General features: G+C 75.5%; 19 protein-coding genes and 1 riboswitch. Of the genes, 7 read left to right on the top strand and 12 right to left on the bottom strand.

The annotated features are described in order from the left end of the window. Nucleotides 1-411: 411 nt before the first annotated feature. Nucleotides 412-2607: a M4 family metallopeptidase gene (locus ACH5AR_RS03695; RefSeq protein ID WP_396299975.1), complete on the top strand. Its 2196-nt coding sequence runs from the start codon at nucleotides 412-414 to the stop codon at nucleotides 2605-2607. Nucleotides 2608-2965: 358 nt separating this feature from the next. Here ACH5AR_RS03695 and ACH5AR_RS03690 read toward each other — a convergent pair whose 3' ends face one another. Next, on the bottom strand, nucleotides 2966-3289 hold the full coding sequence (locus ACH5AR_RS03690; protein WP_396299748.1) for a hypothetical protein: 324 nt from the start codon (nucleotides 3287-3289) through the stop codon (nucleotides 2966-2968). A 237-nt stretch (nucleotides 3290-3526) separates the two neighbouring features. Here ACH5AR_RS03690 and ACH5AR_RS03685 point away from each other — a divergent pair, with 237 nt between their 5' ends. Further along, on the top strand, nucleotides 3527-4300 hold the full coding sequence (locus ACH5AR_RS03685) for a maleylpyruvate isomerase family mycothiol-dependent enzyme (protein WP_396299747.1): 774 nt from the start codon (nucleotides 3527-3529) through the stop codon (nucleotides 4298-4300). A 193-nt stretch (nucleotides 4301-4493) separates the two neighbouring features. Here ACH5AR_RS03685 and ACH5AR_RS03680 read toward each other — a convergent pair whose 3' ends face one another. The 8 genes from ACH5AR_RS03680 to ACH5AR_RS03645 all read right to left on the bottom strand — a co-directional run bounded on the left by ACH5AR_RS03680 (nucleotide 4494) and on the right by ACH5AR_RS03645 (nucleotide 14838). Further along, nucleotides 4494-4958, bottom strand: a complete 465-nt coding sequence (locus ACH5AR_RS03680; protein ID WP_396299746.1) for a hypothetical protein — start codon at nucleotides 4956-4958, stop codon at nucleotides 4494-4496. Between the two features lie 199 nt (nucleotides 4959-5157). Next, nucleotides 5158-8214: a hypothetical protein gene (locus ACH5AR_RS03675; protein WP_396299745.1), complete on the bottom strand. Its 3057-nt coding sequence runs from the start codon at nucleotides 8212-8214 to the stop codon at nucleotides 5158-5160. A 333-nt stretch (nucleotides 8215-8547) separates the two neighbouring features. Further along, nucleotides 8548-9420, bottom strand: coding sequence for an alpha/beta fold hydrolase (locus ACH5AR_RS03670; RefSeq protein WP_396299744.1), 873 nt, complete (start codon nucleotides 9418-9420; stop codon nucleotides 8548-8550). Further along, nucleotides 9417-10058, bottom strand: a complete 642-nt coding sequence (locus ACH5AR_RS03665) for a dihydrofolate reductase family protein (protein ID WP_396299743.1) — start codon at nucleotides 10056-10058, stop codon at nucleotides 9417-9419. The genes ACH5AR_RS03670 and ACH5AR_RS03665 overlap by 4 nt, the downstream gene beginning before the upstream one ends. A 126-nt stretch (nucleotides 10059-10184) precedes the next feature. Beyond that, nucleotides 10185-11453: a glycosyltransferase gene (locus ACH5AR_RS03660; RefSeq protein WP_396299742.1), complete on the bottom strand. Its 1269-nt coding sequence runs from the start codon at nucleotides 11451-11453 to the stop codon at nucleotides 10185-10187. Between the two features lie 112 nt (nucleotides 11454-11565). Next, nucleotides 11566-13011 (bottom strand): PucR family transcriptional regulator, encoded by a 1446-nt coding sequence (locus ACH5AR_RS03655; RefSeq protein WP_396299741.1) that lies wholly within the window; start codon nucleotides 13009-13011, stop codon nucleotides 11566-11568. Between the two features lie 182 nt (nucleotides 13012-13193). After that, on the bottom strand, nucleotides 13194-14174 hold the full coding sequence (locus ACH5AR_RS03650) for an AraC family transcriptional regulator (RefSeq protein ID WP_396299740.1): 981 nt from the start codon (nucleotides 14172-14174) through the stop codon (nucleotides 13194-13196). A gap of 97 nt (nucleotides 14175-14271) precedes the next feature. Beyond that, a complete protein-coding gene (locus tag ACH5AR_RS03645; protein WP_396299739.1) occupies nucleotides 14272-14838 on the bottom strand; it encodes a GNAT family N-acetyltransferase in 567 nt (188 codons plus the stop codon). 209 nt (nucleotides 14839-15047) lie between these two features. Between ACH5AR_RS03645 and ACH5AR_RS03640 the strand changes: the two genes are divergently transcribed. Next, nucleotides 15048-16451 carry an alpha/beta fold hydrolase gene (locus tag ACH5AR_RS03640; RefSeq protein ID WP_396299738.1) on the top strand — a complete coding sequence of 468 codons (1404 nt, stop codon included), beginning with the start codon at nucleotides 15048-15050 and terminating at the stop codon, nucleotides 16449-16451. Nucleotides 16452-16509: 58 nt separating this feature from the next. On the opposite strand, the gene ACH5AR_RS03635 is transcribed toward ACH5AR_RS03640, so the two are convergent. Further along, nucleotides 16510-17511, bottom strand: a complete 1002-nt coding sequence (locus tag ACH5AR_RS03635; RefSeq protein ID WP_396299737.1) for a GlxA family transcriptional regulator — start codon at nucleotides 17509-17511, stop codon at nucleotides 16510-16512. Between the two features lie 70 nt (nucleotides 17512-17581). Between ACH5AR_RS03635 and ACH5AR_RS03630 the strand changes: the two genes are divergently transcribed. Next, nucleotides 17582-18544, top strand: coding sequence for an NADP-dependent oxidoreductase (locus ACH5AR_RS03630; protein WP_396299736.1), 963 nt, complete (start codon nucleotides 17582-17584; stop codon nucleotides 18542-18544). A gap of 166 nt (nucleotides 18545-18710) precedes the next feature. Here the strand turns inward: ACH5AR_RS03630 and ACH5AR_RS03625 are convergent, their stop codons facing one another. Together ACH5AR_RS03625 and ACH5AR_RS03620 are read right to left on the bottom strand one after the other, a co-directional pair. Further along, the gene (locus tag ACH5AR_RS03625; protein ID WP_396299735.1) at nucleotides 18711-19424 is read right to left on the bottom strand and encodes an IclR family transcriptional regulator; all 714 of its coding nucleotides are present in this window, start codon (nucleotides 19422-19424) and stop codon (nucleotides 18711-18713) included. A gap of 201 nt (nucleotides 19425-19625) precedes the next feature. Beyond that, nucleotides 19626-19768, bottom strand: a riboswitch (SAM riboswitch). A 152-nt stretch (nucleotides 19769-19920) separates the two neighbouring features. Continuing rightward, complete coding sequence (locus tag ACH5AR_RS03620; protein WP_396299734.1) at nucleotides 19921-20361, bottom strand: hypothetical protein; 441 nt, start codon at nucleotides 20359-20361, stop codon at nucleotides 19921-19923. A gap of 289 nt (nucleotides 20362-20650) precedes the next feature. On the opposite strand from ACH5AR_RS03620, the gene ACH5AR_RS03615 reads away from it, so the two are divergent. The 3 genes from ACH5AR_RS03615 to ACH5AR_RS03605 all read left to right on the top strand — a co-directional run bounded on the left by ACH5AR_RS03615 (nucleotide 20651) and on the right by ACH5AR_RS03605 (nucleotide 23603). Then, a complete protein-coding gene (locus ACH5AR_RS03615) occupies nucleotides 20651-21322 on the top strand; it encodes a HEAT repeat domain-containing protein (RefSeq protein ID WP_396299733.1) in 672 nt (223 codons plus the stop codon). A 3-nt stretch (nucleotides 21323-21325) separates the two neighbouring features. After that, nucleotides 21326-22330, top strand: a complete 1005-nt coding sequence (locus ACH5AR_RS03610; RefSeq protein ID WP_396299732.1) for a HEAT repeat domain-containing protein — start codon at nucleotides 21326-21328, stop codon at nucleotides 22328-22330. Nucleotides 22331-22394: 64 nt separating this feature from the next. Beyond that, nucleotides 22395-23603 (top strand): MFS transporter, encoded by a 1209-nt coding sequence (locus ACH5AR_RS03605; RefSeq protein WP_396299731.1) that lies wholly within the window; start codon nucleotides 22395-22397, stop codon nucleotides 23601-23603. Nucleotides 23604-24223: the final 620 nt, after the last annotated feature.

The following is a 24223-nucleotide window of genomic DNA, read 5'->3' as shown; positions in this document are numbered from 1 at the left end:
CGGGGGGGGGTGGGGGGGGGTGGTGGGGGGGGGCGTGGTCGCCGGGGGGGTGGTGTGACGTGGTGTGGGGCGGGGGGGCGGCCCCCGCCCCCGGGGCGGGGCGCCGCCAGGTCGTCCCGGTGCGCCGGAATTCCCCCGCTTTGCTCGCCTTCTGACGGGGATTTACCTCCCCATTACGTCGTTGGCGAAGGTATTCCGGCCAACTTGCCGCCGCACGGGGTGACGCGTCCGCACCAAAGCTGGCACTGTACCGTCCCATCCCATTCGAACCACCAGCTCTACCGGACGGCACCTCCCTCCGCCGCCCGGCTGACTCCGGCCACCCGCACCCGGCCGTCGCAGAAGGAGTTCCGTGTGACTCGATCCCCCCGAAAGTCCACCGCCGCAGGCGCGTTGATAGCCGGCGCCGCGATGGTCGTCTCCGCCCTGACCCCCGGCGTCGCCGCCGCCGAGACCCCTGCCGGGGCCCCGGCGGGGGCCCCGGCCTTCGCCGGTGCGCTGCCGGTGCAGCTCTCGCCCGAACAGCGCGGCGAGCTCCTGGCCTCCGCGGACGCCTCCCTGGCGACGACCGCGCGGTCGCTCGGCCTGGACGCGAGGGAGGCGCTGGTCCTCAAGGGCGTCACCAAGGACGCGGACGGCAGCCTGCACACCCGCTACGAGCGGACCTTCGACGGGCTGCCGGTGCTCGGCGGCGACCTGGTCGTCCACACCGCCCCCGACGGCTCCGCCAACGGCGTCACCAAGGCCACCGAGGCGGACATCGCCGTCGACACCACCCCCGAGGAGAGCGCCGACGCCGCGAAGGGCCTCGCGCTCGACAGCGCCGGCAGCGCGAAGGTCGCGCAGGCGTCGGCCGGCGACGCCCGCAAGGTGGTCTGGGCCCGGTCCGGCACCCCGCGGCTCGCCTGGGAGACGGTCGTCACCGGCACGCAGGAGGACGGCACGCCGTCCGAACTGCACGTCATCACCGACGCCGACTCGGGCAAGAAGATCACCGAGTACCAGGGCATCGAGACGGGCATCGGCAACAGCAAGTACTCCGGCCAGGTCACCATCGGCACCTCGGCGGCCGGCATCGGCTTCGCGATGACCGACAACACCCGCGGCGGCCACAGCACCTACGACCTGAACGGCACCAGCGGCACCAGGACGCTGTTCACCAACCCGACCGACACCTGGGGCGACGGCACCGTCGCCAACCGGCAGACCGCCGCCGTGGACGCCGCCTACGGCGCGCAACTCACCTGGGACTACTACAAGAGCGTCCACGGCCGCAACGGCATCAAGGACGACGGCGTCGGCGCCTACACCCGGGTCCACTACAGCAAGAACTACGTCAACGCGTTCTGGTCCGACAGCTGCTTCTGCATGACCTACGGCGACGGCGCGGGCAACGTCAAGCCGCTGACGTCGATCGACGTCGGCGGCCACGAGATGACCCACGGCGTCACCTCCGCCACCGCGGACCTGGTCTACAGCGGCGAGTCCGGCGGGCTGAACGAGGCCACCTCCGACATCATGGCCACCGCCATCGAGTTCTGGGCCGGCAACCCCGAGGACAAGGGCGACTACCTGATCGGCGAGAAGATCGACATCAGGGGCGACGGCACCCCGCTGCGCTACATGGACAAGCCCTCCAAGGACGGCCGCTCCAGGGACTACTGGTCGCCCGACCTCGGCTCCGTCGACGTGCACTACTCCTCCGGCCCGGCCAACCACTGGTTCTACCTGGCCTCCGAGGGCAGCGGCGCCAAGACCGTCAACGGGGTGGCCTACGACTCCCCGACCTCCGACGGCCTGCCGGTGACCGGCATCGGCCGGGACGCCGCCGCCAAGATCTGGTACCGGGCGCTGACCACCTACATGACCTCCTCGACGGACTACGCGGGCGCCCGCACCGCCACCCTCCGCGCCGCCGCCGACCTGTACGGCAAGACCAGCACGACGTACCAGAACACCGCCAACGCCTGGGCGGCCGTCAACGTCGGCCCGCGCGTCGTCGACGGCCTCCTGCTGGAGCCCGCCGCCAACCAGATCACCCAGATCGGCACCGCCGCCGACCTGCGGATCGAGGCCGTCAACTTCAACCCCGGCGTCGTCACCTACCACGCGAGCGGCCTCCCGCTGGGGCTGACGCTGCACCCCGTCACCGGCCGCGTCACCGGCGTCCCGGCCCTCCCCGGCACGTACACCGTCACCGTCACCGCCAAGGCCTCGCACCACAGCAGCACCTCCACGACGTTCACCTGGAGGGTCTCGCCGGGCATCTTCACCAGCAGCACCCCGCTGCCGATCCCGGACGGCGGCCCCGCGGTCTTCTCCGACATCGCCGTCGACCGGCTCCCGGGCCAGGCGCCCAGCGACCTCAAGGTGGGCGTGGACATCAAGCACACCTGGCGCGGCGACCTGGTCATCGACCTGATCGGCCCGGACGGCACGGTGTACCCGCTGAAGAAGGCCAACCTCGGCGACTCGGGCGCCGACGTCATCGAGACCTACACGGTGGACGCCTCCGCCCAGCCCGCCAAGGGCACCTGGCGGCTCCGGCTCCAGGACACGTACCGCGGCGACTCGGGCCACCTCGACAGCTGGCGGATCGTCTTCTGACCGCACGCTGTTCGGGGCACTGAGCACTGAACACGGTCGAGGGGTGGGGGGGGGGGGGGCCCCCCCCCCCCCCCCCCCGGGGGGCGGGGCGCGGGGGGCGCGCCCCCCCCCCCCCCCCCCCCCGCGGCGCACCCCCCCCGGGCCACTCGGCCCACCCCCACGGGGGGCGTAGGTTATAGTCCCCCCCGGTTTTGGGGGCAACTCCCCCCTCACCCGGTGGGGGGGGGGGGCGGGGGGCCCCCCGCCCCACCCCTCGGCCGTGCGGTACGGGCCGTCGGCGCCCAACGCGCCGAGCCGGCAACCGGGTTCCGCACCGGCGGCGGACGGCGGACGGGCGCCCGCAGCAGAGGCGGGCCGCTCAGCCCAGCGCGCCGAGACCGCCGATCTCCGCCCCCGAGGAGCGGCACCGCCACCACGCCCGCTCCCCGTCGGCCACCGGCTCCAGCGGATGCGGATGCCCCGGGCACGGCGGCCACCGGACGAACTCGTCACCGGCCAGACGGTCCTGCACGAGATCGGCCACGAACCGGGCGAGCGGGGCGGGCGCGAGCGCCAGGTCCACCGAGCGCCCGAACAGCGGCCCGTCCCGGTCCGTCTGCCAGCCGAGCAGCAGCGCCCGCGTACCGCCGCACCCGTCCTCGGCCACCACCCGCCGCACACCGCGCGGCAGGCTTCCGGGCACCGTCCGCAGCAGATCCCGCCCCACCCGCGCACATGCCCCGGCCAGGGCCCGCGGCCCGACCGGCACCCCGTCGTCCTCCGGGCCGCCGGCCAGGGCCCACGCCGGCCCACGCCGCGAGAACCCTCGTCGCGCCGGGGTACCGTCCCGGACGCAGCCCGGGATCGACCGGTACGCCGACCGTTCTGACGTGCCGTAATTCGCTACGCCGCGGCCGGAGCGCCGTGATACACAGTCTCCGTGCAGAAAATCCTGGAGTTCCCCGAGGTCCTGCGGCTGATCGAAGACCGCTCGGCCGCGTTCCGCGCCGCGATCGCTTCCGCCCCCGACCTCGACGTGCAGGTCCCGAGCTGTCCGGAGTGGACGCTGCGCGAACTGGCGCAGCACCTCGGTGACGGCCGCCGTCGCCAGGCCGCCATCGTCGCGGCGGGCCCCGGCGCCGAGCCCCCGGCGAAGACGGACCCGAAGGGCGCCCCGACCGCACCCCGGGACCGCGCCGCCCTGGACGCCTGGCTCGCCGAGTCGACCGGGCTGATGCTCGACGCGCTGCGCGAGGCCGGGCCGGACCGCGGCTGCTGGACCTGGTGGGGCCGTTCGCAGGCCCCGGAGACCAGCGGAGCCCTGGCCCGGCACCAGGTCCAGGAGATCGCCGTCCACACCTACGACGTCCAGCTCACCCAGGGCGCCGCACAGCCGCTGCCGACGGACGTCGCGGTCGAGGGCGTCGACGAGTTCCTGACGACCGTCTCGGCGACGACCGTCCCCTGGCCGTTCAAGCCGGCGACCATCGACCTCCACGCGACCGAGGGCCGCTCCTGGCGCCTGACCCTCGACGCCGACGGCGTCCGCTGCGACGACCTCGCCGCCGACGCCGAGCCGGGCGACCTGTCGATGCGGGGGACGGCGAGCGACCTGGTCCTGTACTTCTACGCGCGCACCCCGATCGACAGCCTGGAGAACACCGGCAGCACCGAGCCGATGGAGCAGCTCGCCGACTGGGACCCGACCGCGTAGAGCGGGCGGGTGCGGTGCCGCGCCCCCGGTGTCGCCCGCAGGATCGCGGGCGACACCGGGGGCAGACCTCGTCTCGGCCCTCCGGTGGCAGCGGTCGTCGAGTGGTCGGGGAGAGCGTCGTCGGGCGCCTGGTTCCGAACGAGTGGTGGGAGTGGGTTCCCGCACCCGGCGCCGGCTCCCGCCGGCCTTCCGGTCAGCGTGGCGCCGATCCGACGCTGTACACCCACACGGGGAAAGGTGCGGCCTCCGGCTCGGGCACGCCCTGCTCGGACTGTTCGCAGACCTCTTCGATGCCCGGCTCCCGGGCCCTCAGGAAGTCCTCGACCACAGCACCGAGATCGCCGGAAGGCACGTAGGCGCCGCCAAAAGGCAGTTCGTCCGCGGCCACCGACCCGGTCGAGCACCGAAGCTGGTCAGCCTGCTCGTCGTGCCACACGTAGAACGTCGCCACGCCGGCGAAGCCCGTCTCGCGGATGCGGCGCCGGATGCCCTCGGCGGTCCGCTCGAAGGCTGCGACCACCTCCGGCACGGCCAAGGCCCGCCTGTCCTCGACCTCCGCACTCAAGCACCAGGTGTTGGTGTCCCACTCCACCCGCCGGTCGGCCGGCTCCAGCGCCAGCGGCTCGTCCGCTACCTCGGCGATCCATGTCAACAGCACCCCGGAAGTATCCGACACACTCGGGCACCGGGAACACCGGAAGAAACGACGTCTGACTGATCGGTCCGGAATGCCGCCGGAGCCGGGGCCGCCCCGGTGGCCCCGGCGGGGACGTCACGCCGGGAAGCACCGGCCCACAGAGCTGCCCGCGGGCGCCGTGCGGGTCCGGGCGGTGGCCCGGGCCCGCACGGCGCGGTGGTCAGGCCTTGGCGCCGGAATCCCCACCGGGGGTGGGCGCCGCGGGGGTGGGCTTGGGCGTGTCGGTCTTGCCGCCCTGGTTGAGCATCCCGCCCAGGGCGCTGAGGTTGCCGCCTCCGCCGGTCAGGGCCGGTGCCGCCTTCCCGGCCGCGTCGACCGCGATCTGGGCCATCTTCTGGAGGTGTTCCGTGGCGGTCTTCAGGGCTTCCTGGGCCCGTATGCCGGCTTCCTTGTCGGTGCTGGCGGCGGACTCGATGCCCTTGCTGAGCACCTGGCCCATGGTGTTGAGGCCGCTCATGTCGCGGAACAGGTTCGCCGTGGCGATGGCCTGCGCCGTCTGGAGGCCGACCGGGTCGGGCATCGCCACGGGCGGTGCGAACCTCGCCTGGGAGGCACCCATGCCGGCCGCCGTGGTGTCGAGGTTCTGCCCGCGTGAGGCGGTGGACACCGGGGCGATGTCGGCCGGGGTGATCTGGATGGGCGAGTCCTTCCAGTTCCAGAAGCGCGTGAGGTCGATCTTCTCGGCCGAGTTGGACCGGCCGAGGACGGCCTCGGCGAAGACGCCGTTGGTGGCGATGGCGATGGTGTTGGTCACCGGTGCCCCGAACGTGTTGTCGCTCGCCTTGCGCGAGTCGGTCCACTCCTCTCGTTCCTGTTCGCTGGCGAAGTTCCAGCGGAAGCCGAGGTAGTTGCCGGTGGTGGCGATCGGCTTCGGGTCCAGCAGGGTGCCGAGCGGGACCGGCGGGGCGGTCGAACCCGCCGGTGCGTAGGAGTAGTTGGCGAGGATGCGGCTGAGCGTCAGCTCGTCGGCGTTGGCCCACACGGCCTGGCTGTAGTGCCGGCGGTTGTCGTTCAGGTGGTCCAGGACCGCCTGGGGCACGTTCCCGCCCCGCACGTGGAAGCCGAGCGACGCGAGGTAGGTGCGGCTGCCGGACTTCACCGTCGAGCCGAACAGCCCGCAGATGGCCGAGGCGCCGGCGTCCTCGGACAGGTCGGGTGCGACGGTGGCGGTCGCGGCGATGCCGAAGTCGGCCACGCCCGAGGTCATCTTCAGGCGCAGCCCGGAGAGGCTGCCGCGGGCGGTCTTGCCGGACCAGGCCTCGTAGGAGAGCAGCTTGTCGGCGCGGCTGAAGGTATAGGTCGCCTGCTGCGCGCCGGAGCCGCCGATGTCGCCGCAGCCGAAGGTGTGGTTCGGGAAGACCACCTGGAGGCCGCGGATTCCGGTGTCGTCGGACCAGACGTCGATCCTGGAGGCATAGGAGGAGTCCTCCTTCGGCAGGTCGTCGAAGGGGACCAGGGCGTCCCGACCCAGGATCCGGCGCACTGTCCCGTTGCCCATCAGCACCCAGTAGTCCCCGGCGGCGGCCGAGGCGATCTGCGCCAGCCCGGTGACGCCCTGGAGGCCGCCGGCCGTGGGGCGGACCACGGTCGTCGCACCGGACTCCACCAGGACGGGCATGGTCTCGGCGCTGGACTGGGGCTGGACGACGGCCCAGAGCGCACCGTCGGAGGTGGCCGACAGGCGCTGCACGCCCGTGCCGCTGCGCTGCACCCAGCCGGTGCCGGTGCGCTCGTACACGACCCCCTGCCGGGAGTACCACAGCTTGTCCTTGCCGGTGACGGCGATGTCGTCGGCGGTGACGCCCAGGTTCGACCATCCGTTCTGGACGCGCTGATGGATCGTGCCGTTGGTGCCGATGACGTAGAGCGAGTCGTCCGAGCCGCAGGCGATGCGGAACCCCGCACCGGGCGTCAGGTCGCCTCGCCAGGTCGTCCCGTCGAACTGGACGACCAGGTTGTCGGCGGCCCTGAGCGCCCAGACGGTGTTCTTGCCCGGTGCGATGCGGGACAGGCCCCCGCCCAGCCCGGTGGTGGGCAGCGCGTTCCACCGCTGCGTCGCCGGGTCGAACCGGACCGGGCTGCCGTCGGCCTTGCGCACCCCGTACACGCCCATCGTCGAGGCGGCGATGTCGGCCAGCTCCACCCCGTCGAACTGCTGCGTGGTCGGCACCTCCGGTGCCGAGCACGCGTCGAGCCTGCGCACGGCGGTGTCGAACGGGTTCGCCGCGCGGATCTTCGCCGCCCAGTCGCCGGGCGCCACCGAGGCGAGCACCTCCTTGTACCGCTGGAGGCTGGTGTGGGTGAAGGTGAGCTCCTGCAGGGGGATGAACAGGCAGCGCTCCAGCTTCATCGGCCTGGTCGTCACGTTGTAGACCTGGACGACCTCGTAGTACTGCACCGACATCGCGTGCATGTGGTTGTAGTTGGTGACCACCCGGGTGAGGACCTGGTCCTGCTCCGTCTGCGTCGTCTCGCGCACCACCGTCATGTTCCGGCTGCGGGCCGCGGTCGCCAGCTGCTGGGTCCGCGCACTGATCCGCTGCGTCGCCTCCTGCGCGACCGACCTGGTCCCCGTGGAGCGCGATACCGACGTCGCGATGCCCGAGTTCGACGACCTGCTCCAGTTGCCGCCGCCGCCGATGCCGAAGAGCGCGACGCCGACGCTGCCGCCCGAGCTGGAGGACTCGCCGGCCTGGAGCCCGAAGGAGCTGCCGTACTGCTCCTCGCGGGCGATCGCGTTCGCGACCTCGCTGATCGAGCGGTTCTGCTCGGTGCTCCCGGACAGCGCCTCGTTCTCGGACGCCGTCTCGGTGCCGGTGGCCCTGGTGGTGCGCTGCCAGTCGACGACCGCGACCCTGGTGCTCTCGCCGGGCGCGAGCGCGAGGCTGTGCAGCAGCCGGCCGAGCGTGACGCCCTGGGCCGACCAGCTCTGCTCCGTGGTGACGATCATGCCCTCGGCCGGGCGGTCGTAGAACGGCAGGTTCTCCTCGCCGAGGTCGATCGCACCGGTCAGTTTGCGTGCCGGATTCGCCCCGGGGATGTCGGTGAGCACCACCGAGCGGTAGCGGACGATCTCCGTCGGGTAGTTGCCGGTGGTGGGGAGCAGGTCCTTCGGCGTCGGGCCGTCGAGCGTCGCCCTGTCCGCTTCGGACGTCGCGGGCGTACCCGCCGAGGGCGTCGGAGTGGTCGCGGGCGTTCCGGCGCTCGGAGTGCTCATCAAGTGTCCCGTCTGAGGAGGAGGGAAGGGCAGTCACCGCGACTGCCGGGGACCAACGGCGTCCGACGCAAAGGCACCGACGCCTTTCGTGACGCTCGAAAGCTACACAGCTCGTTCGGAACAGCAGCGGACTCTGCGGGGAATGGCCGGAAACAGTGTCCGAGCGCGGGAAGCCGGCCCCACCGGCTTCCCGCGCCGACCAGGGCGTGGACCCCGACGTCGACGGGCCCCCGGCACGGGTAGGCCCCGTGCCGAGCGGCCCGTCGGATGCCGGTCCGACGGGCCGCTCGTCCGTAGGCGCCCGGGCGGGGCCACCCGTTCCGGCGGTCCGGCTCAGCCGCTCCGCGGGTCCGCCGGGCGGGCGAGCGCGAGCATCGCCTCCGCGACCTCGCCGACCGCCGCCCCGGGGATCGCCGTGGCGGCCTCCTCGAGGACGAGCAGCCGTGCCCCGGGGATCTCGCGCGCGAGCGCCTCGCCGTTGCCGACGGGGAAGAAGCGGTCGCGGCGGCCGTGGACGACGAGCGTCGGGACGCCGATCCCGGGCAGGCGCTCGCGCCAGCGGGGCGCGCAGTCCAGCGCGGCGAACACCGTGCCCAGCTGGTTGGCCAGGTGGACGGACGGTGCGGTGCCGGGCGTGCGGTCCCAGACGCGCCCGGCGACGGCGCGCGCCGCGTCCGGGTCGTCGCCGAGGGCCTCGGCGCCCGCCGCGGCGAACTCCGCGACCGCCGCGCGGTCCGTCCAGTCGGGCAGCGGACGCGCGAACAGGCGGCCGATCGCCTCCCGGTCGTGGTCCGGCAGGTCGTCGTCGGGCGGGCCGGGGGCGACGGCGCGGGTGCCGACCAGGGTGAGCGCGCGGAACGCACCCGGGTGGTCGAGCGCGGCCACCTGGGCGACCATCCCGCCGACGCCGATCCCCGCGAGGTGCGCGGGCGCGCCGCCGAGCACCGCGGCGAGGGCCGCGGCGTCGGCGGCGAGGCCGCGCAGGGTGTAGGCGGGTGCCGTCGGGTCCGCCGTCGTCGACTCCCCGCTGTCGCGCAGGTCGTAGCGCACCGCGCGGCACCCGCCGGCGGCGAGGCGCTCGCAGAGCGCGTCGGGCCAGGAGAGCATCGTCGGCCCGCCCGCCAGCAGGACCAGCGGCGCGTCGGCCGCCCCGAAGGACTCGACGCCCAGGACGACCCCGCCGGCCTCGACGGTGGTCCGGGTCACCGGGCGCCGTCGGGGCCGAGACCGCGGTCGGGCAGGCTCATGTCGCCCGTCCCCGGCGTACCGTCGGCGAGCCCGTAGCGCAGGTACACGGTGCCCTGGGGGGCGGCCGCCGGCGGTTCGAGGAGCGTGAGGTTCGTCGGTACGGCGCCGCCGTCGAACACCTTCTTGCCGACCCCGAGCACGATCGGGTGCACCCACAGGTCGAGACGGTCGAACAGCTTCTCCCGCAGGAGGGTCTGCACCAGGTCCAGGCTCCCGACGACCTTCACGTCGCGGTGCCGGGCGCGGACCTCGCGCACCGCGGCCGCCAGGTCCGGGCCCAGCTGCGTGGACCCGGCCCACGGGAGGTCGGGCGTGCCGCGGGAGGCCACGTACTTCGGGACGCGGTTGAACAGCTCGGCGATGGCGCCCTCCTTCTGGTGCGGCCAGTAGGAGGCGAAGATGTCGTACGTCCGCCGGCCGAGCAGCAGGGCGTCGGTGCCCTCGTACGCGGCGGCGATCTGCGATCCGGTGACCTCGCTCAGCAGGGGCGCCTGCCAGCCGCCGAACGGGAACCCCTCCGGGTCCTCGTCGGGGCCGCCGGGCGCCTGCCCGACGAGGTCGAGGGTCGCGAACAACTCGATGGTGATGAGGCCCATGTCTGTACTCCCGGTGCGTCTGGTCGTCCCCCGTCGAGATGTAGACCGGCCGGAGCCCGAAAACTCATCGCCACGCCGGACCTCCGGTACCGGCGCCTTCGGCACCGGAGGTCCGGGTGGCGCGGTCTACGCGTCGGTACCGGCGCTCCGCCCGCCCCGGTGGATCCGCTCGACGTGGGCGAGCACGGCCCCCGCGCCGTCCTCGGCCGCCACCAGCCCGGCCACGGCGGCCGCCCGGCGGCGGACCGGCTCGGCGAGGGCGGCCGTGATCGCGGCGGCCAGGCGTTCGGCGGTGAGGTCCTCGAACGGTACGGGCTGCGGGGCGACGCCGAGGCGGTGCAGCCGGGCCGCCCAGAACGGCTGGTCGGCCATGACGGGCACCGGGACGGCGGGGACTCCGGCGCGCAGGGCGGCGCCGGTGGTGCCCGCTCCGGCGTGGTGGACGACGGCCGCGGTGCGGGGGAACAGCCAGTCGTGGGGCACCTCGCCGACGGTCAGGATGTCGTCGCCCTCGGCCGCCAGCCCGGCCCAGCCGGCCTGGACCACCGCCCGCACGCCCGCCCGCCGCACCGCCGCCGTCACCAGCTCGCCGAGCCGGGCGCCCTCCCCCGGTGCCATGCTGCCGAAGCCGATGAACACCGGGGCGGGGCCGGCCCCGAGGAAGTCGACCAGCTCGGCCGGCGGCTGCCAGTCCAGCGGGCGGACGGGCCACCAGAAGCCCGCGACCTCGACCGGGGCCGGCCAGTCCGCCGGGCGCGGCAGCAGCACGGGGCTGTAGCCGTGGACGACCGGGCAGGCGGGCCCGAGCGGCTCCGGCGGCGGCGCGTTCCCGGCCAGGCCCGGCAGGTCCGGCAGGGCCGGCAGGTCGAGGCGCTCGCGCATCCGGGCCACGGCGCCGGAGAACAGCCGTTGCGCACTCCGCAGCCGTTCCCGGCCGGCGGCGAGGTTGCCCTCCGGGCCGAGGTCCGCGCCGCCGACGGGGCCGGGCAGCGGGAACTCCCCGGTGGCGAAGGCGGGCGTGAGGTAGGTGCCGAGGACGGGCACCCCGTACGCCTCGGCGGCCGTCCGGCTGAGCGGCGCCGGGGCGAAGGCGGTGAGCAGCAGGTCGGCGCCGCTCGCCACGGCGTCCGCCACGCCGTCGGCGAGCCCGTCCGCGTAGGCCCTCGTCAGCGCGCGGGTCTCCTCCTGGGAGGTGGCGCGGGCCCGGTCGCGGATGAGCTGCTCCGGATCCCCCGGCAGCAGCCGGTGCTCCAGGCCGCTGGACTCGACCAGCGTCGTGAAGGTGGAGTGGGCCACCACGGCGACCCGGTGGCCGGCCTCCACCAGGCGTCGGCCCAGGCCGGTGAACGGTGCGACGTCCCCGCGGGAGCCGGTGGTGACGATGAGAATACGCATGGGGGCGATTCTCCACCCGCCTGGCCGGCCGGGGGCCGGGAAGTCGGGTCTGCCCGCCGGCCTGCCGCGCGGACTGCGGCCGTACGGCCTCGACGCCGCGCGCGGCCCGGGCCTACGCCGCTTCGGCGCCGTCGTGCCGGGTGCCCGGGCGCCGTGCCGGGAGCCGCTGCCCCGGACGGGCGCCCGCGGCGGGCCGGCCCGGCGCGGCGGCGCCGAGCGTGCGGCCGGGGAGCTCGCCGCCCGCGGCGGCGGCCCGTCCGCGGGGCCGTCCGCCGTCGCCGGACGCACGACCGGACGCGCCGCCGGAGGCAGTCGTGAGGGAGGCGTCCAGGGACAGCAGGAGCTGCCGGACGCGCAGGCCCAGGTGCAGGGTGGTGCGGTCGGCCCCGTTGTCCAGGTCGAGCCCGGTGATCTCCTGGATCCGCCGCAGCCGGTAGTACAGCGAGGTGCGGTGGATCCGCAGTGCCTCGGCCGTCCTGGGGACGGAGCCGGCGTGGTCGAGGAAGCACCGCAGGGTCTCCTCCAGGCGGTGCCCGCAGCCGGAGTCGATCAGGGCCCGCAGCGGCTTGGGGAGCAGGGACTCGTTCAGGGCGCGGTCCGGGAGTTGCAGGAGCACGGCGAACTCGCCGAGCTCCTCCCAGGAGCCGACGCCGTCCAGGTCGGGCATCCGGCGGGCGGCGCGGACGGCGACGAGCGCCTGCTCGTAGGAGGTCCGCGCCTCGGCGAGGCCGGTCTGCGGGCCGCCGACGCCGATCACGGGAGCGGCCGGGCCGCCCGGGGGCGCGCCGAGGGCCTCCACGATGCGGGCGGACTGCTCCCGCAACTCCTCCTGCCCGAGCGGCCGGTCGGCGAGCCGGAGCAGGACGGCCCGGTCCGCGGTGACGGCGAAGGCCCCGTCCGCCGACCGGGTGCGGCGCAGGCCCTCCAGCACCCCGTGCAGCACGGTCGCCACCCGCCCGGGGGACACCCCGGAGCAGCCCGGCTGCACGATGCTGACCACCGCGTGGGCGGCGTCCGGGAGCAGCGCGTCGGCCAGCAGCCGCTCCCGGGCCTCGGCGCGTCCGGCGGGGTCCGGCCCCAGCAGGGACAGCAGGAGGTCCTGCTCCCGGGTGTGCCCGGCGTCGGCCAGGAGGTGGTCGGCGTACAGCTCGCCGGCGATGTCGGGGACGGCCCGGGCGACGGCCACGGTCGCCGCCGGGGGCAGGGACGCCTCCGGTGCGACGACCGACAGCAGGCCGAGGAGGTGGCCGCGCTCGCGCAGCGGCACGCAGTAGCGGGGCAGCAGTCCGAGGTCGTCCCGGCCGGTCAGGAAGCCCGGCGCGGACCACCGGGTGACGCCGTGGTCGAGGGCGTGGCGCAGGACGTCGCCGCTCGCCCGCCCGTGGAGCAGGCTGTGCAGGCGGACCCGGTCCGCGTCGTCGAAGTGGCGGCTGGAGCAGACGCGCCGGAGCGAGGGGTCCACCAGGGCCACGGACCGGCCGAGGGACTCCGCCAGGTCGTCGATCAGCTCCCGCAGTGCGGTCCGGTCGGCGGGGGCTCGCCGCCACTGCTCGGTCATGGGCCGTCCTCCTTCGTGGTCGACCCCCACCGTGGCACCGCCGCCGTGCCCCTGCCTGCACGGTTCTTGTCCCTCTCCGCAGGGATCGCCCGCGCCGCGTGCGCCCCGGGCGGGCATGCCCCAGGCTGGTCCCGACACCGTCGGCCCCTCGGTGCCGACCGCAGGGCGTCACCCGCGCGGTGTCACCCGGGGCCGTCCACCGGGAGGACGCCGCCCAGGCGCCGGTACTCGCTCGGGGACACCCCGCAGGCCGCCCGGAAGCGGCGGCTGAAGTGGCTCGGGCTGCTGAACCCGCACCGGGCGGCGACCGCGGCGACGCTTAGGCGGTCGTACCGCGCGGAGGTCAGCATCCGCCGCGCCTTGCCGAGCCGCTCCTCGATGAGCCACTGCTCCAGGCTGATGCCCGCCCCGCTGAGCAGGCCGTACAGCCGGCGGACCGAGACGGCGTGCTCCGCCGCGATCCGCTCCGGCGTCAGGTCACGGTCCGCGAGGTGGGAGCGCGCGTAGGCCGTGATCCGGGTCAGCAGGGTGTCGTCCATCGTCTCCCTGACCTCGACGGACTCCTCGGCGTGCGCGGCCGACAGCAGCAGGGCGCGGACGAGCTCCGTCGTGCCGGACGCCAGCGCCTCCGCGCCGGGATCGGACTCCAGCCGGCCGGGGTCGCGCCACAGGCCCCGCAGGTGCTGGAGCACCAGGCCGTGCAGCGGACTGGCCCGCAGCCGCAGGGACGCCCGCACCACCGCCTCCACCGGCACGCCGAGGCGGTCCATGTCGAACATGACGGACTGGGAGGCCCCGTCGCCGGACCAGCCGTACACCCGGGGCGACAGCTCGTGGAAGACGCAGATGTCGTCGGAGCCCAGGAGCTCCCGCCGGCCCGCGACCTCCGCCCGGTGGACGCCCTGGGGTTGGAGCGAGACCGAGACCACCGGGCTGCTGCGGTGGTGGCGCACGTGCTGGGCCGTCCGCCGCACCTCGAAGCCCGAGTTCCGGGTGGCGAAGAGGTCCAGCCCGCCGACGCGCCACAGCTCCATGCGCGCGTGGATGCCGCTCTCCGGCTCCTCGTGGGCGACGTCGTTGGGCACCAGGGAATCCGTCAGCGCGTGGTGGAACGCCTCCACCCGCTCGCGCGGCGAGACCGTGTCGAGGTCGAGCAGCAGCACACACAACTCCCGTGAAGATCGTTTTCGGGCATTGTGTCGCAGCCGCGCGCGCCCGCGACCGCCGCGACCGGCGCGCCCCCGGGACGTGCGCTGCCGGTCAACCACCTGGCACGGAAAGCGCATCCGCCGGACGGCCCGCGCGCAGGAGCCGGCCCTCGCCGCCGGCGAACCCGACGCCCTGGAAGGCGGGCCCGGACGCCACCTGTCGGAACCCGAGCCGCCGGTGCAGGTCCAGCGAGGCGCCGTTCCGGGCGGAGACGAAGCACCAGAGCACCGGGGCTCGCTCCCAGGCCCACGCCATCCGGTGCCGGGTCAGCAGCCGGGCGATGCCGCGGCGGCGCCAGGCGGGATTCACCGCGGCGCCGGTCAGGTAGCAGCCGGCCGGTGCGCCGTCGACGGGGTGCTCGGGCAGGAACGCCGCGGTCGCGTACCCGACGGCCCGTCCGGCCGCCTTCGCGGTGACCACCAGGCCGCACTCGTTCCGCAGCGCCCGACGGATGCGGTCCGCCCAGGCGTCCGCCGAACCGCCGCGCGCCCGGGCCTGGAGCGCGGCCGGCGCCGGCACGTCGGCCTCGGTCGCCTCCGCCACCACCACGGCCGCCGGGGCCCGGCGCTCGGGCGGGTCCGGATCGTAGGCGGCGAACCGCGGGTCCTGCCCTGCCATGTCGCCTCCTGTCCTTGGGCGGAGCCGCATTCTCCCCCAGGGCGTGTCCCGGACGGGCCGGATCGTGACGTACCGTCACATTCGGTGCCGCGCCCGGCGAGGCGTGCGAGCCCGCCCCGCCCGGGTACTCGCCATCACGGCACCGCGGGGGGCAGGCTGCTTCCCGAGGCCGCGTCGGCAACGGACGCGGCGCGACCGGAAGGACGAACATGACGAGCACGCGCGGGCGCTTCGCCGCCCTGCTGGGCGCCGTCGCGGTGGCCGCCGGCACCACCCTGGCCGCCCCCGGAGCCGGCTTCGCCGCCCCGGCCGGGCCGGGCGGCGGCCCCGCCGTCGGCAGGATCACCGGGCAGGCGCCCTGTCCGGACGCACCGGAGTTCACCTGCGGGACCCTCACCGTCCCGCTCGACCACAGCGGCGCCACCCCCGGAACCCTCGGCCTCCAGGTGGCCGTCACCGGCAACACCGCCGCCCCCAAGGGCGACCTGCTGTTCCTCACCGGCGGCCCCGGCCAGCCCGGCGTCCCGGCGATCCGGCGGACGGCGGGCGCCCTGGAGCCCGTCCTCAAGGACTACCGCCTGGTGATGTTCGACCAGCGCGGCACCGGCCGGGGTGCGCTCCAGTGCCCGGGCCTCCAGGAGGACATGGGCTCCTCCGACCTCGCCGTGCCGCGCAGGCAGTCGGTCGCCGAGTGCGCCGCCGCCCTCGGCCCGAACGCCCGCTTCTACAGCACCGCGGACACCGTCGCCGACATGGAGCTGCTGCGCCGCGCCCTCGGCGCCCGCCGCCTCACCCTGGACGGCGTCTCGTACGGCACCGTCGTCGCCGTCCGGTACGCGCTCGCCCACCCGGCGCGGGTGGCCCGGCTGGTGCTCGACTCGGTGGCGCCGCGGGAGGGCTTCGACCCCCTCGACCTGGCCGCGCTGCCCGCCAGCGCCCGGATCCTGCGGGCGGCCTGCCGGGCCACCGGCTGCACCACCGACCCGGCGGCCGACCTCGCCGCCACCGTTCGGCGGTACGGCAACGGGGCGCAGCTGCTCAGCGCGCTCACCGGCTACGAGTTCATCGACCCGGACTACGGCGCGGTCCCGGAGATCCTGCACGAGGCCGCCGCCGGACGGCCCGCCAAGCTCCAGGAGTTCTTCGACCTCGTCCACCAGGTGGTCGACGCCGCCCCCGCCGAGGAGCTCAGCCAGGGGCTGCACTCCGCGACCCTCTGCGCCGACTCGCGCTTCCCGTGGGGCAGCACCGACACGCCCGTCGCGGGCCGCGCGGCGGCGCTGGAACGCACCCGGCAGCGGCTGACGGCCGAGCAGACCTGGCCGTTCGACGCCGCGACGGCCACCGGGCTGGGCAGCCTCCTGGTCTGCCTCGACTGGCCGCGCGAGCCGGTGCCGCCCCTGCCCCCGGCCCACCGCAGGCTGCCCGACGTGCCGGTGCTCCTGCTCGGCGGCGACCGCGACCTGGGCACTCCGTACGAAGTGCTCTACCAGACGGCCGAGTTGGCGCACGACCCGCAGATCGTGATCGTCCCCGGGGCGGCCCACTCGGTGCAGAGCCGGGCGGCCAACCCGGCGGGCCGGCAGGCGGTGCACGCGTTCCTGCTGAAGTAGCGGGAACGGCCTGGCCGCCCCGCGCCCGGCCCGCCGCGCCCGCTCAGCTCCGGGCCGCTCAGCTCCGGGCCGGGGCGCCCGCGCCCCGGCCGCGGAAGGTGTTGCGGTAGGCCTGGGGCGAGACGCCGATCGCGGCGTGCAGGTGCTGGCGCAGGGAGGCGCCGGTGGCGAAGCCGATCTCCGCGGCGATGCGGTCGACCGGCAGGTCGCTGGTCTCCAACAGGTGCCGGGCGCGGTGGAGCCGCTGGCGGATCAGCCAGCGCCCGGGGCTGGTGCCGGTCTCCTCCTGGAAGCGGCGGGCGAAGGTCCGCGGGCTCATCCGGGCGTGGGCGGCCAACTCCCGCAGGGTGAGCGGTCGGTCGAGGCGCTCCAGGGCCCAGGCCTGGGTCGCGGCGGTGCCGTTGGCGCCCTCCGGCGGCACCGGCTGTTCGATGTACTGGGCCTGGCCGCCCTCGCGCCAGGGCGGCACCACGCAGTGCCGGGCGACCTGGTTGGCGGCGGCGCTGCCGTGGTCGGAGCGCACCACGTGCAGGCACACGTCGAGGCCGGAGGCGGCGCCCGCCGAGGTGAGGATGTCGCCGTCGTCGACGAACAGCACGTCGGCGTCCAGGGCGACCTTCGGGAACATCCGGCGGAAGGCCGGTGCCAGCGCCCAGTGGGTGGTGGCGGGGCGCCCGTCGAGCAGACCCGCGGCCGCGAGGGCGAACGCGCCGGTGCAGATGGAGACGATCCGGGTGCCGGGGCGGATCCGGGCGAGGGCCGCGCGCTCCGCTTCCGGCAGGCGGGCGGTGACGCGGTGCAGGGCGTACGGCGGGATGACCACCGTGTCGGCGGTGTCCAGCGCCTCCGGCCCGTGCCCGACGGTGATCGTGAAGTCGGCGTCGGTCGCCACCGTCCGGTCCTGCGTGGCGGCGCAGGTCACCACCCGGTACGCCCCCGGGACGCCGGGGAAGACCCGGTTGGGAATGCCCAGTTCGAAGGGGTAGACGCCGTCGAGGGCGAGGACGACCACGCGGTGCGGCGGCGAGTCGCGCAGGACGAGGGGCTCCGTGACAGCCATGGCATGATCCTATCGTTCTTTGGCAATCTTGCCATTTCGCAGGTCAGGGCCCCGGCCGCAGGCTTGGTCCATGACCACGAACACCACCCAGGCCACGATGCGGGCCGTCACCCAGACCACCCTCGGCGGCCCCGGGGTCCTCCACGAGGCGCAGGTCGAGCGGCCGGTGCCGGGCGTCGGCCAGGTCCTCGTCGCCGTCCACGCCGCCGGCCTCAACCCCACCGACTGGAAGCACCGCGCGCACGGCCTCTTCCTCGGGCAGCCCCCGTTCACCCTCGGCTGGGACGTCTCCGGCACGGTCGAGGCGGTCGGCCTCGGCGTCTCGCTGCTCGCCCCCGGTGACGAGGTCTTCGGCATGCTGCCCTACCCGTACGGCGTCGGCTCGCACGCCGAGTACGTCACCGGGCCCGCCCGGGCCTTCGTGCCCAAACCGGCCGCGCTGAGCCACACCGAGGCGGGCGCGCTCCCGCTGGTGGCGCTCACCGCCTGGCAGGCCCTGGTCGACACCGCGCGGCTGGAGCCCGGGCAGCGCGTCCTGGTGCACGCGGCGGCCGGCGGCGTGGGGCACGTCGCGGTGCAGATCGCCAAGGCCCGCGGCGCGTACGTGATCGGCACCGCCTCCGCCGCCAAGCACGACTTCGTCCGCGGGCTGGGCGCGGACGAGGTGATCGACTACCGCACCGCCGACTTCGTGCGGGAGGCCCGCGACGTCGACGTGGTCCTCGACCCGCTCGGCGGCCGGGACCGGCTGCGCTCGCTGGAGACCCTCAGGCCCGGCGGCATCCTGGTCTCGATCATCCCCCAGGGCCTCGAAGGCCTGGCCGAGCGCGCCGCCGAGCTGGGCGTCACCGCGAAGGCCCTGCTGGTCGAGCACGACCAGCAGGGGATGGCGGAGATCGCCGCCCTGGCCGCGGCCGGGCGGCTGCGCGCGCACGTCTCCGGGAGCTACCCGCTCGCGGAGGCGGCCCGGGCGCACGCGGAGGGCGACACGGGCCGGGTCACGGGCAAGCTGGTGCTCACCGTCCGGCCGTAGCGTCGACCGGGGACCGGCCGACGGGTCGCGGGCGCCGGAGCGACGGGTCGCGGGCGCCTCCCGGACGGGTCGCGGGCGCCGGAGCGAGGGGCCCTGGTCCGGACCCTGGGGCGCGCGGAGGTGCGTCCCAGAGCCCGGACCAGGGGGCTTGCGGGGTGGGCCCCCGTCAGGGGTGGCGCAGGGCCTCGGTCAGCCGGTGCGCCGCCTCCACCACGGCCTGGGAGAGGTGCGCGCCCGGGTGGCGGCTGAGCCGCTCGATCGGGCCGGAGACGGTGACGGCGGCCACCACCCGGTTGGCCTGGCCGCGGACGGGCGCGGAGACGGAGGCGACGCCGAGTTCGCGCTCGCCGACGGACTGCGCCCAGCCCCGGCGCCGGACGCCGCTGAGCGCGGTGGCGGTGAAGCGGGCGCCCTGGAGGCCGCGGTGCAGGCGCTCCGGCTCCTCCCAGGCGAGCAGGACCTGGGCCGCGGCGCCGACCTTCATCGGCAGGGTGACCCCGACCGGGACGGTGTCGCGCAGCCCGGACAGGCGCTCGGCGGCGGCCACGCAGATCCGCACCTCGCCCTGCCGCCGGTAGAGCTGGGCGCTCTCCCCGGTGGCGTCCCGCAGCTGGGCGAGGACCGAGCCGGCCGCGGCCAGCAGCCGGTCCTCGCCGGCGGCCGCCGAGAGCTCGCCGAGCCGGGGGCCGAGCACGAACCGGCCCTGGAGGTCCCGGCTGACCAGGCGGTGGTGTTCCAGGGCGACGGCCAGCCGGTGCGCGGTGGGCCGCGCCATGCCGGTGGCGGCGACCAGGCCGCCCAGCGTGGTGGGCCCGGCCTCCAGGGTGCCGAGGATCGAGGTGACCTTGTCGAGCACGCCGACGCCGCTCGTGTTCTCCATGGGGGGTACTCCAGTCTCGGGGCCGGAGCAGCGGGCACCCGCTCGCTGCTCACGGCGGCTCCTGGCGGGGAGCCGTGGGGGTGGTCAGCGAGGACGGGCCGGAGAAGTCGGCCGATGGCCTGCGCCGGGCACGAGACGGGTACGCGGAAGGACCGGGGTGGGAAGCGCCCGGACGAAGGACAGCACAGAGAGCACCGTGTCTCCTCATCTTTCCCGCGCCACAGTGGCGGCAGGCCGGAGTTGGCACTGATCCCGGACGGCACGGCGCGTACTTCGGACGCCGGGTCGAACGGGGAGTTGCCGGGGCTTCGTAGGGCCGGTCCCTCCACCCCTCTGGATGATTCGCCAGGAACGATACAAGACTCCCCGGGCCGGTCGGCAAGCCCCCCTCCGCTCCCGGTCCCGTGCCCGGGAGCTCCCGGCTCCGTCCACGGCCCTCCCCCGGGCGTCACCGACCGGCTCCGCCGCGGGGGCGGAGCCGGTCACGCGCTCCCGGTCAGGCGTCCTTCGTGGCGGGTTCGACCCGTCCGACGCACAGCGCCCAGACGACCAGGGCGTCGATCGCGATCAGCACGATGGCCCAGGCCGGGTAGTAGGGCAGCCAGAGGAAGTTGGCGATCATCCCCAGCCCGGCGACGACGAGGCCGACCGCGCGGGCCCACACGGCGCCGCTGAACACGGCCACGCCCGTCAGGACGATGAAGGCCCCGAGGACGACGTGGATCCACCCCCACCCCGCGGTGTCCATCGAGTACACGTAGTTGCGGGTGGCGACGACGAGGTCGTCCTCGGCGATCGCGGAGATCCCCTCGGTGATCGCCATGAGTCCGCCGGTGATCAGCATGACCCCGGCGAAGACGGTCCATCCGGACGCGTAGGGGTGCCGCTGGGGCTGGCGGATCTGGCTGCTGCCGACTCCACTGACACTGCTGGTCATGACGGTGACTCCTTCGGTGGCGACCGCCCCCGGGCTGCGGGAGGCGGGTGGTCGGGCCCGCCTGGCGACCGCCTGGGAGGCTCGGCTCGCGGAGGGCCCCGGACCGGAAGTCCTACGTTCACGGTAGGTCCGGATGCCCGTCCTGTCGTGGGACGGCCGTGGGGCGATCGCGGGGCGGAGGTGGGGCGGACGGCCCCGGCCGGCCCGGCACCGCCGCGCGGGGGCATCCCCGCCCGCTTGACCTTGTCACCGTGTCAAGCCCTTCAGTGGGGCCCAGGAGGTGGTCCCGATGACCAGGTCGGAGCAGGAGACGGACACGCTGCGGGCGCTGCGCGCGCTGGAGCACGAGGACCCGTCGGTGCGGCTGAGGGCGGCGATGGCCGTCGGCGCGAGCCCGCACCCGGGGTTCGTCGGCGGGCTCGTCGAGCGGTGCGCGGTGGAGCCCGAGTTCTCCGTGCGCGAGATGCTCACCTGGGCGCTCACCCGGCACGAGGCGGCCCGGACGGTACCGCTGCTGCTCGACGAGGTCCGCGCGGAGCGCGCCCAGGCCCGCAGCCAGGCCCTGCACACCCTGTCCAAGATCGGGGACCGGCGGGCCTGGCCGGCGATCACGCCCGCGCTGCTGGCCGACCCCGACGACGAGGTGGCCCGCAGCGCTTGGCGGGCCGCGGTCGTGCTCGTCCCCGAGGACGGGCGGCACGCGCTGGCCGTAGTGTTGGCCACCCAGCTCGGACGCGGCCCACGGGAGACGCGGCTGAGCCTCAGCCGGGCGCTGGTCGCGCTCGGCGAGGAGGTGCTGCCGGTGCTCGCCGCGGCGGCGACGGACCCCGACCCCGGGGTGCGCGCCCACGCGCTCGCCACCGAGCGGCTGTGGCGCGAGCCGGACGCCGGGTTCGAGCTCGCGATCGAGGAGGCGAAGCGGACGGCGGTCCTCGGCGGGGGCGGCCGGGAGGGGCGGTAGGCAGTGCTGATCGGCGACGTCGCCCGGCGGTCGGGGGTCAGCGCCCGCATGCTCCGGCACTACGAGTCGCTCGGGCTGGTGCGGCCGACCGGACGAACCGGCTCCGGCTACCGCCGGTACTCGGACGAGGACATCCGGCGGATCTTCCACATCGAGAGCCTGCGGTCGCTGGGCCTGTCGCTGCGCGACGTCGGCCGGGCCCTCGACGACCCCGGCTTCGCGCCCGCCGGGCTCGTGGACGACCTGATCCGGCGCACCCGCGAACGCATCGCCGCCGAGACGGAGCTGCTCACCCGGCTGCGGCGGATCGACGCCGCCGAGCCCGCCGGCTGGGAGGAGGTCCTCCAGGTCGTCGCGCTGCTCCAGGCGCTGGAGTCCAAGAGCCCGGGGGCGCGGCAGCGCGCCGCGCTGTCGGCGGGCGAGGACGGGGCGGTGCCGGTGGAGGCGCTGGTCCAGGCCGTGCTGGACGAGTCCGACCCGGTCGTCGCCGGGGCGCTGCGCTGGGCCCTGGCGCAGTCCGGCGCGGACGGGACGGCCCTGCTCGCGGAGGGCCTGCGGTCGCCCTCGGCCGCGGTGCGCGAACGCGCCGTCCGCGCCCTCGCCGAGCTGCCGGACGCGGCCGCCACCGCCCGGCTGCGCGACGCCCTCGACAGCGCCGACACCCTGGTCCGCCGCCAGGCCGCCCTGGCGCTCGGGGCCCGCGGCGTGGCGGAGGCCGTCCCGGCGCTGCTCGACACGGTCGTCGGGGCGGCGAACGACGCCGACGCGGCCGACGCGCTCGGCGCGCTGGCGGGCGACCCGGCGGTGGCGGAGCGGATCGCCGCCGGGCTGGTCTCCCGACTGGCCCGCGACGGTGTCGGGCCGGACGCCCGCCGACGGCTCACCCAGGCGCTCGCCGGCGTCCCCGGCAGCACGGCGACCCGCGCCCTCGAAGAGCTCGCCCGGGACGGGGACCGTGCGGTCGCGCTGACCGCGACGTACGTTCTCAGGCTGCGCGCGGAGCGGTAGCGGGGCGGGCGGGCGTGGGCAGGCGCGGGCAGGGCTGACCGGGGGACGGGGACGGGTGGGCGGCGTGGCGGGAGCGGGGCGGTTCGGGCGGCAGCGGCGGCTGTTCCTCTCGGTGGCGGTCGACACCTTCGGCTCCGGCGTCTTCCTGCCGCTGTCGCTGCTGTACTTCGTCACCGTCCGGCACTTCCCGGCGGCCGCCGCCGGCACCGCCGTGACGGTCGGCTCGCTGGCGTCCTTCGCCGTCGTGCCGCTCTGCGGGATGCTCGTGCAGGCCCTGGGGCCGAAGGCCTGCCTGGTCGTCGCCAACCTCCTGACGGCGCTCGGGTACGGCCTGTTCTTCGCCGCCGGGAACCCGGCCACCGTGACGGCCGCGACCTTCGTCGTGACGGCCGCCGACCGCCTCTACGGCGCCGCCTGGCCCACGCTGGTCGCACGGTTCGCGAAACCGGAGGAGCTCACCGACTGGTTCTCCGCCGTGACCGTGCTCAAGACGACCTCGCTCGGGGTCGGCACGCTCGGGGCGACCGCCCTGATGGCACTGGCCGGCGGGCCCGGGCTGTCGGTCGCGCTCGCCGTGAACTGCGCGAGCTCCCTGCTCGCCGCCGCCCTGCTGCTCGGCGTCGCCGTCCCGGCCGCCGCGCGGCCCGGGCGGCGGACGGTGCGCTCCAGCACCCGGGCAGCGCTCGGCGACCGGCCCTTCCTGTCGCTGGTCGCCTCCCAGACGCTGCTGTCGGCGGCCTGGCTGATCCCGACCGTCGCCTTCCCGGTCTACCTCGTGGAGACCCTCCACCAGCCCGCCTACTGGCCCACCGTCGTGGTCGCCGTCCGCTACGCCACCGCGACGACCCTCCAGATGCGGATCAGCCGCCTGCTGTCCGGCTGGAGCCGCTCGCGGGTCCTGCGGCTGTCGATCGGCGCGGCGGCCGCCGCCATCGCCCTGACCGCGACGGTGTCCAGCGCCCCGCCCGTCCTCCAGGGCCCGCTCGCGGTCCTCGTCGCGGCGGTCCTCGCGCTGGCCGAACTCGCCTCCAAGCCCACCGCCGCAGCGGCGGCGGTCGCCTTGGCCCCCGCGGGCGACGAGGGGCCGTACATGTCCCTGTTCCAGCTCACCTGGACGGTGTCCTACGCGGTCGGCCCCGCCGTCATCGGCATCGGTCTGCAGAACCCCCCGCTGCTCTGGACCACCCTGGCCCTCTGCGTCGCCACCAGCGCCCTCGCGCACCGCCTGCGCACCCCCGTACGAAGGCCGCACCGGGAACCCGGAAACCCCTGACCCCGGGCCCGTTCACCCCCCCCGGGCCAGGCGGGGCCGCACACCTACCACTTCGGCCCCCGGCCGCGACACCCGGCCCACGCCCGGCCCACCAGCGACCAGCGGCCCGTTCACCCCCGACGCACTCCGCACCCGCGCGTCCCGCCACGCCCAACCGCGGCGGCGCGCCTACCGACTCGACCCACAGCGCGAGCACCAACGGCCGATCAGCGGATGCTCGGCGAACCCGCAGACGGCCGAGGCCACACGCGAACTCCCGCTCCCACCCCACACGCCCCCACCACCACGAACACGCACGCGGAATCGACGCAACAGGCCCGCCCGACCCACGACGGCCACCCACGACCGACCTCATGCCCCCGCACCACACCATGCCCAACCAACGCGGCACGCCTGCCGGTTCGACCCACAGCGCGAGCGTCAGCAGCCGATCGGCGGATACTCGGCGAACCCGCAGACGGCCGAGGCCACACGCGAACTCCCGCTCCCACCCACCAACAACCAGCGACCCCCACCACCGCGCAGCAGGCCCGCCCGACCCACGACGGCCACCCACGACCGACCTCATGCCCCCGCACCACACCATGCCCAACCAACGCGGCACGCCTGCCGGTTCGACC

The sequence above is a fragment of the Kitasatospora sp. NPDC018619 genome (assembly GCF_044391605.1).
Lineage (GTDB): Bacteria > Actinomycetota > Actinomycetes > Streptomycetales > Streptomycetaceae > Kitasatospora.
The sequence above is the reverse complement of the archived record's forward strand: the minus strand, read 5'-3'. Positions and strand labels throughout refer to the sequence as shown.

Coding starts and splice junctions, on each gene's coding strand:
- ACH5AR_RS03695 (WP_396299975.1), top strand. CDS start 412: ATGGTCGTCTCCGCCCTGACCCCCGGCGTCGCCGCCGCCGAGACCCCT.
- ACH5AR_RS03675 (WP_396299745.1), bottom strand. CDS start 8,214: ATGAGCACTCCGAGCGCCGGAACGCCCGCGACCACTCCGACGCCCTCG.
- ACH5AR_RS03665 (WP_396299743.1), bottom strand. CDS start 10,058: ATGGGCCTCATCACCATCGAGTTGTTCGCGACCCTCGACCTCGTCGGG.
- ACH5AR_RS03660 (WP_396299742.1), bottom strand. CDS start 11,453: ATGCGTATTCTCATCGTCACCACCGGCTCCCGCGGGGACGTCGCACCG.
- ACH5AR_RS03655 (WP_396299741.1), bottom strand. CDS start 13,011: ATGACCGAGCAGTGGCGGCGAGCCCCCGCCGACCGGACCGCACTGCGG.
- ACH5AR_RS03645 (WP_396299739.1), bottom strand. CDS start 14,838: ATGGCAGGGCAGGACCCGCGGTTCGCCGCCTACGATCCGGACCCGCCC.
- ACH5AR_RS03640 (WP_396299738.1), top strand. CDS start 15,048: ATGACGAGCACGCGCGGGCGCTTCGCCGCCCTGCTGGGCGCCGTCGCG.
- ACH5AR_RS03635 (WP_396299737.1), bottom strand. CDS start 17,511: ATGGCTGTCACGGAGCCCCTCGTCCTGCGCGACTCGCCGCCGCACCGC.
- ACH5AR_RS03630 (WP_396299736.1), top strand. CDS start 17,582: ATGACCACGAACACCACCCAGGCCACGATGCGGGCCGTCACCCAGACC.
- ACH5AR_RS03625 (WP_396299735.1), bottom strand. CDS start 19,424: ATGGAGAACACGAGCGGCGTCGGCGTGCTCGACAAGGTCACCTCGATC.
- ACH5AR_RS03620 (WP_396299734.1), bottom strand. CDS start 20,361: ATGACCAGCAGTGTCAGTGGAGTCGGCAGCAGCCAGATCCGCCAGCCC.
- ACH5AR_RS03615 (WP_396299733.1), top strand. CDS start 20,651: ATGACCAGGTCGGAGCAGGAGACGGACACGCTGCGGGCGCTGCGCGCG.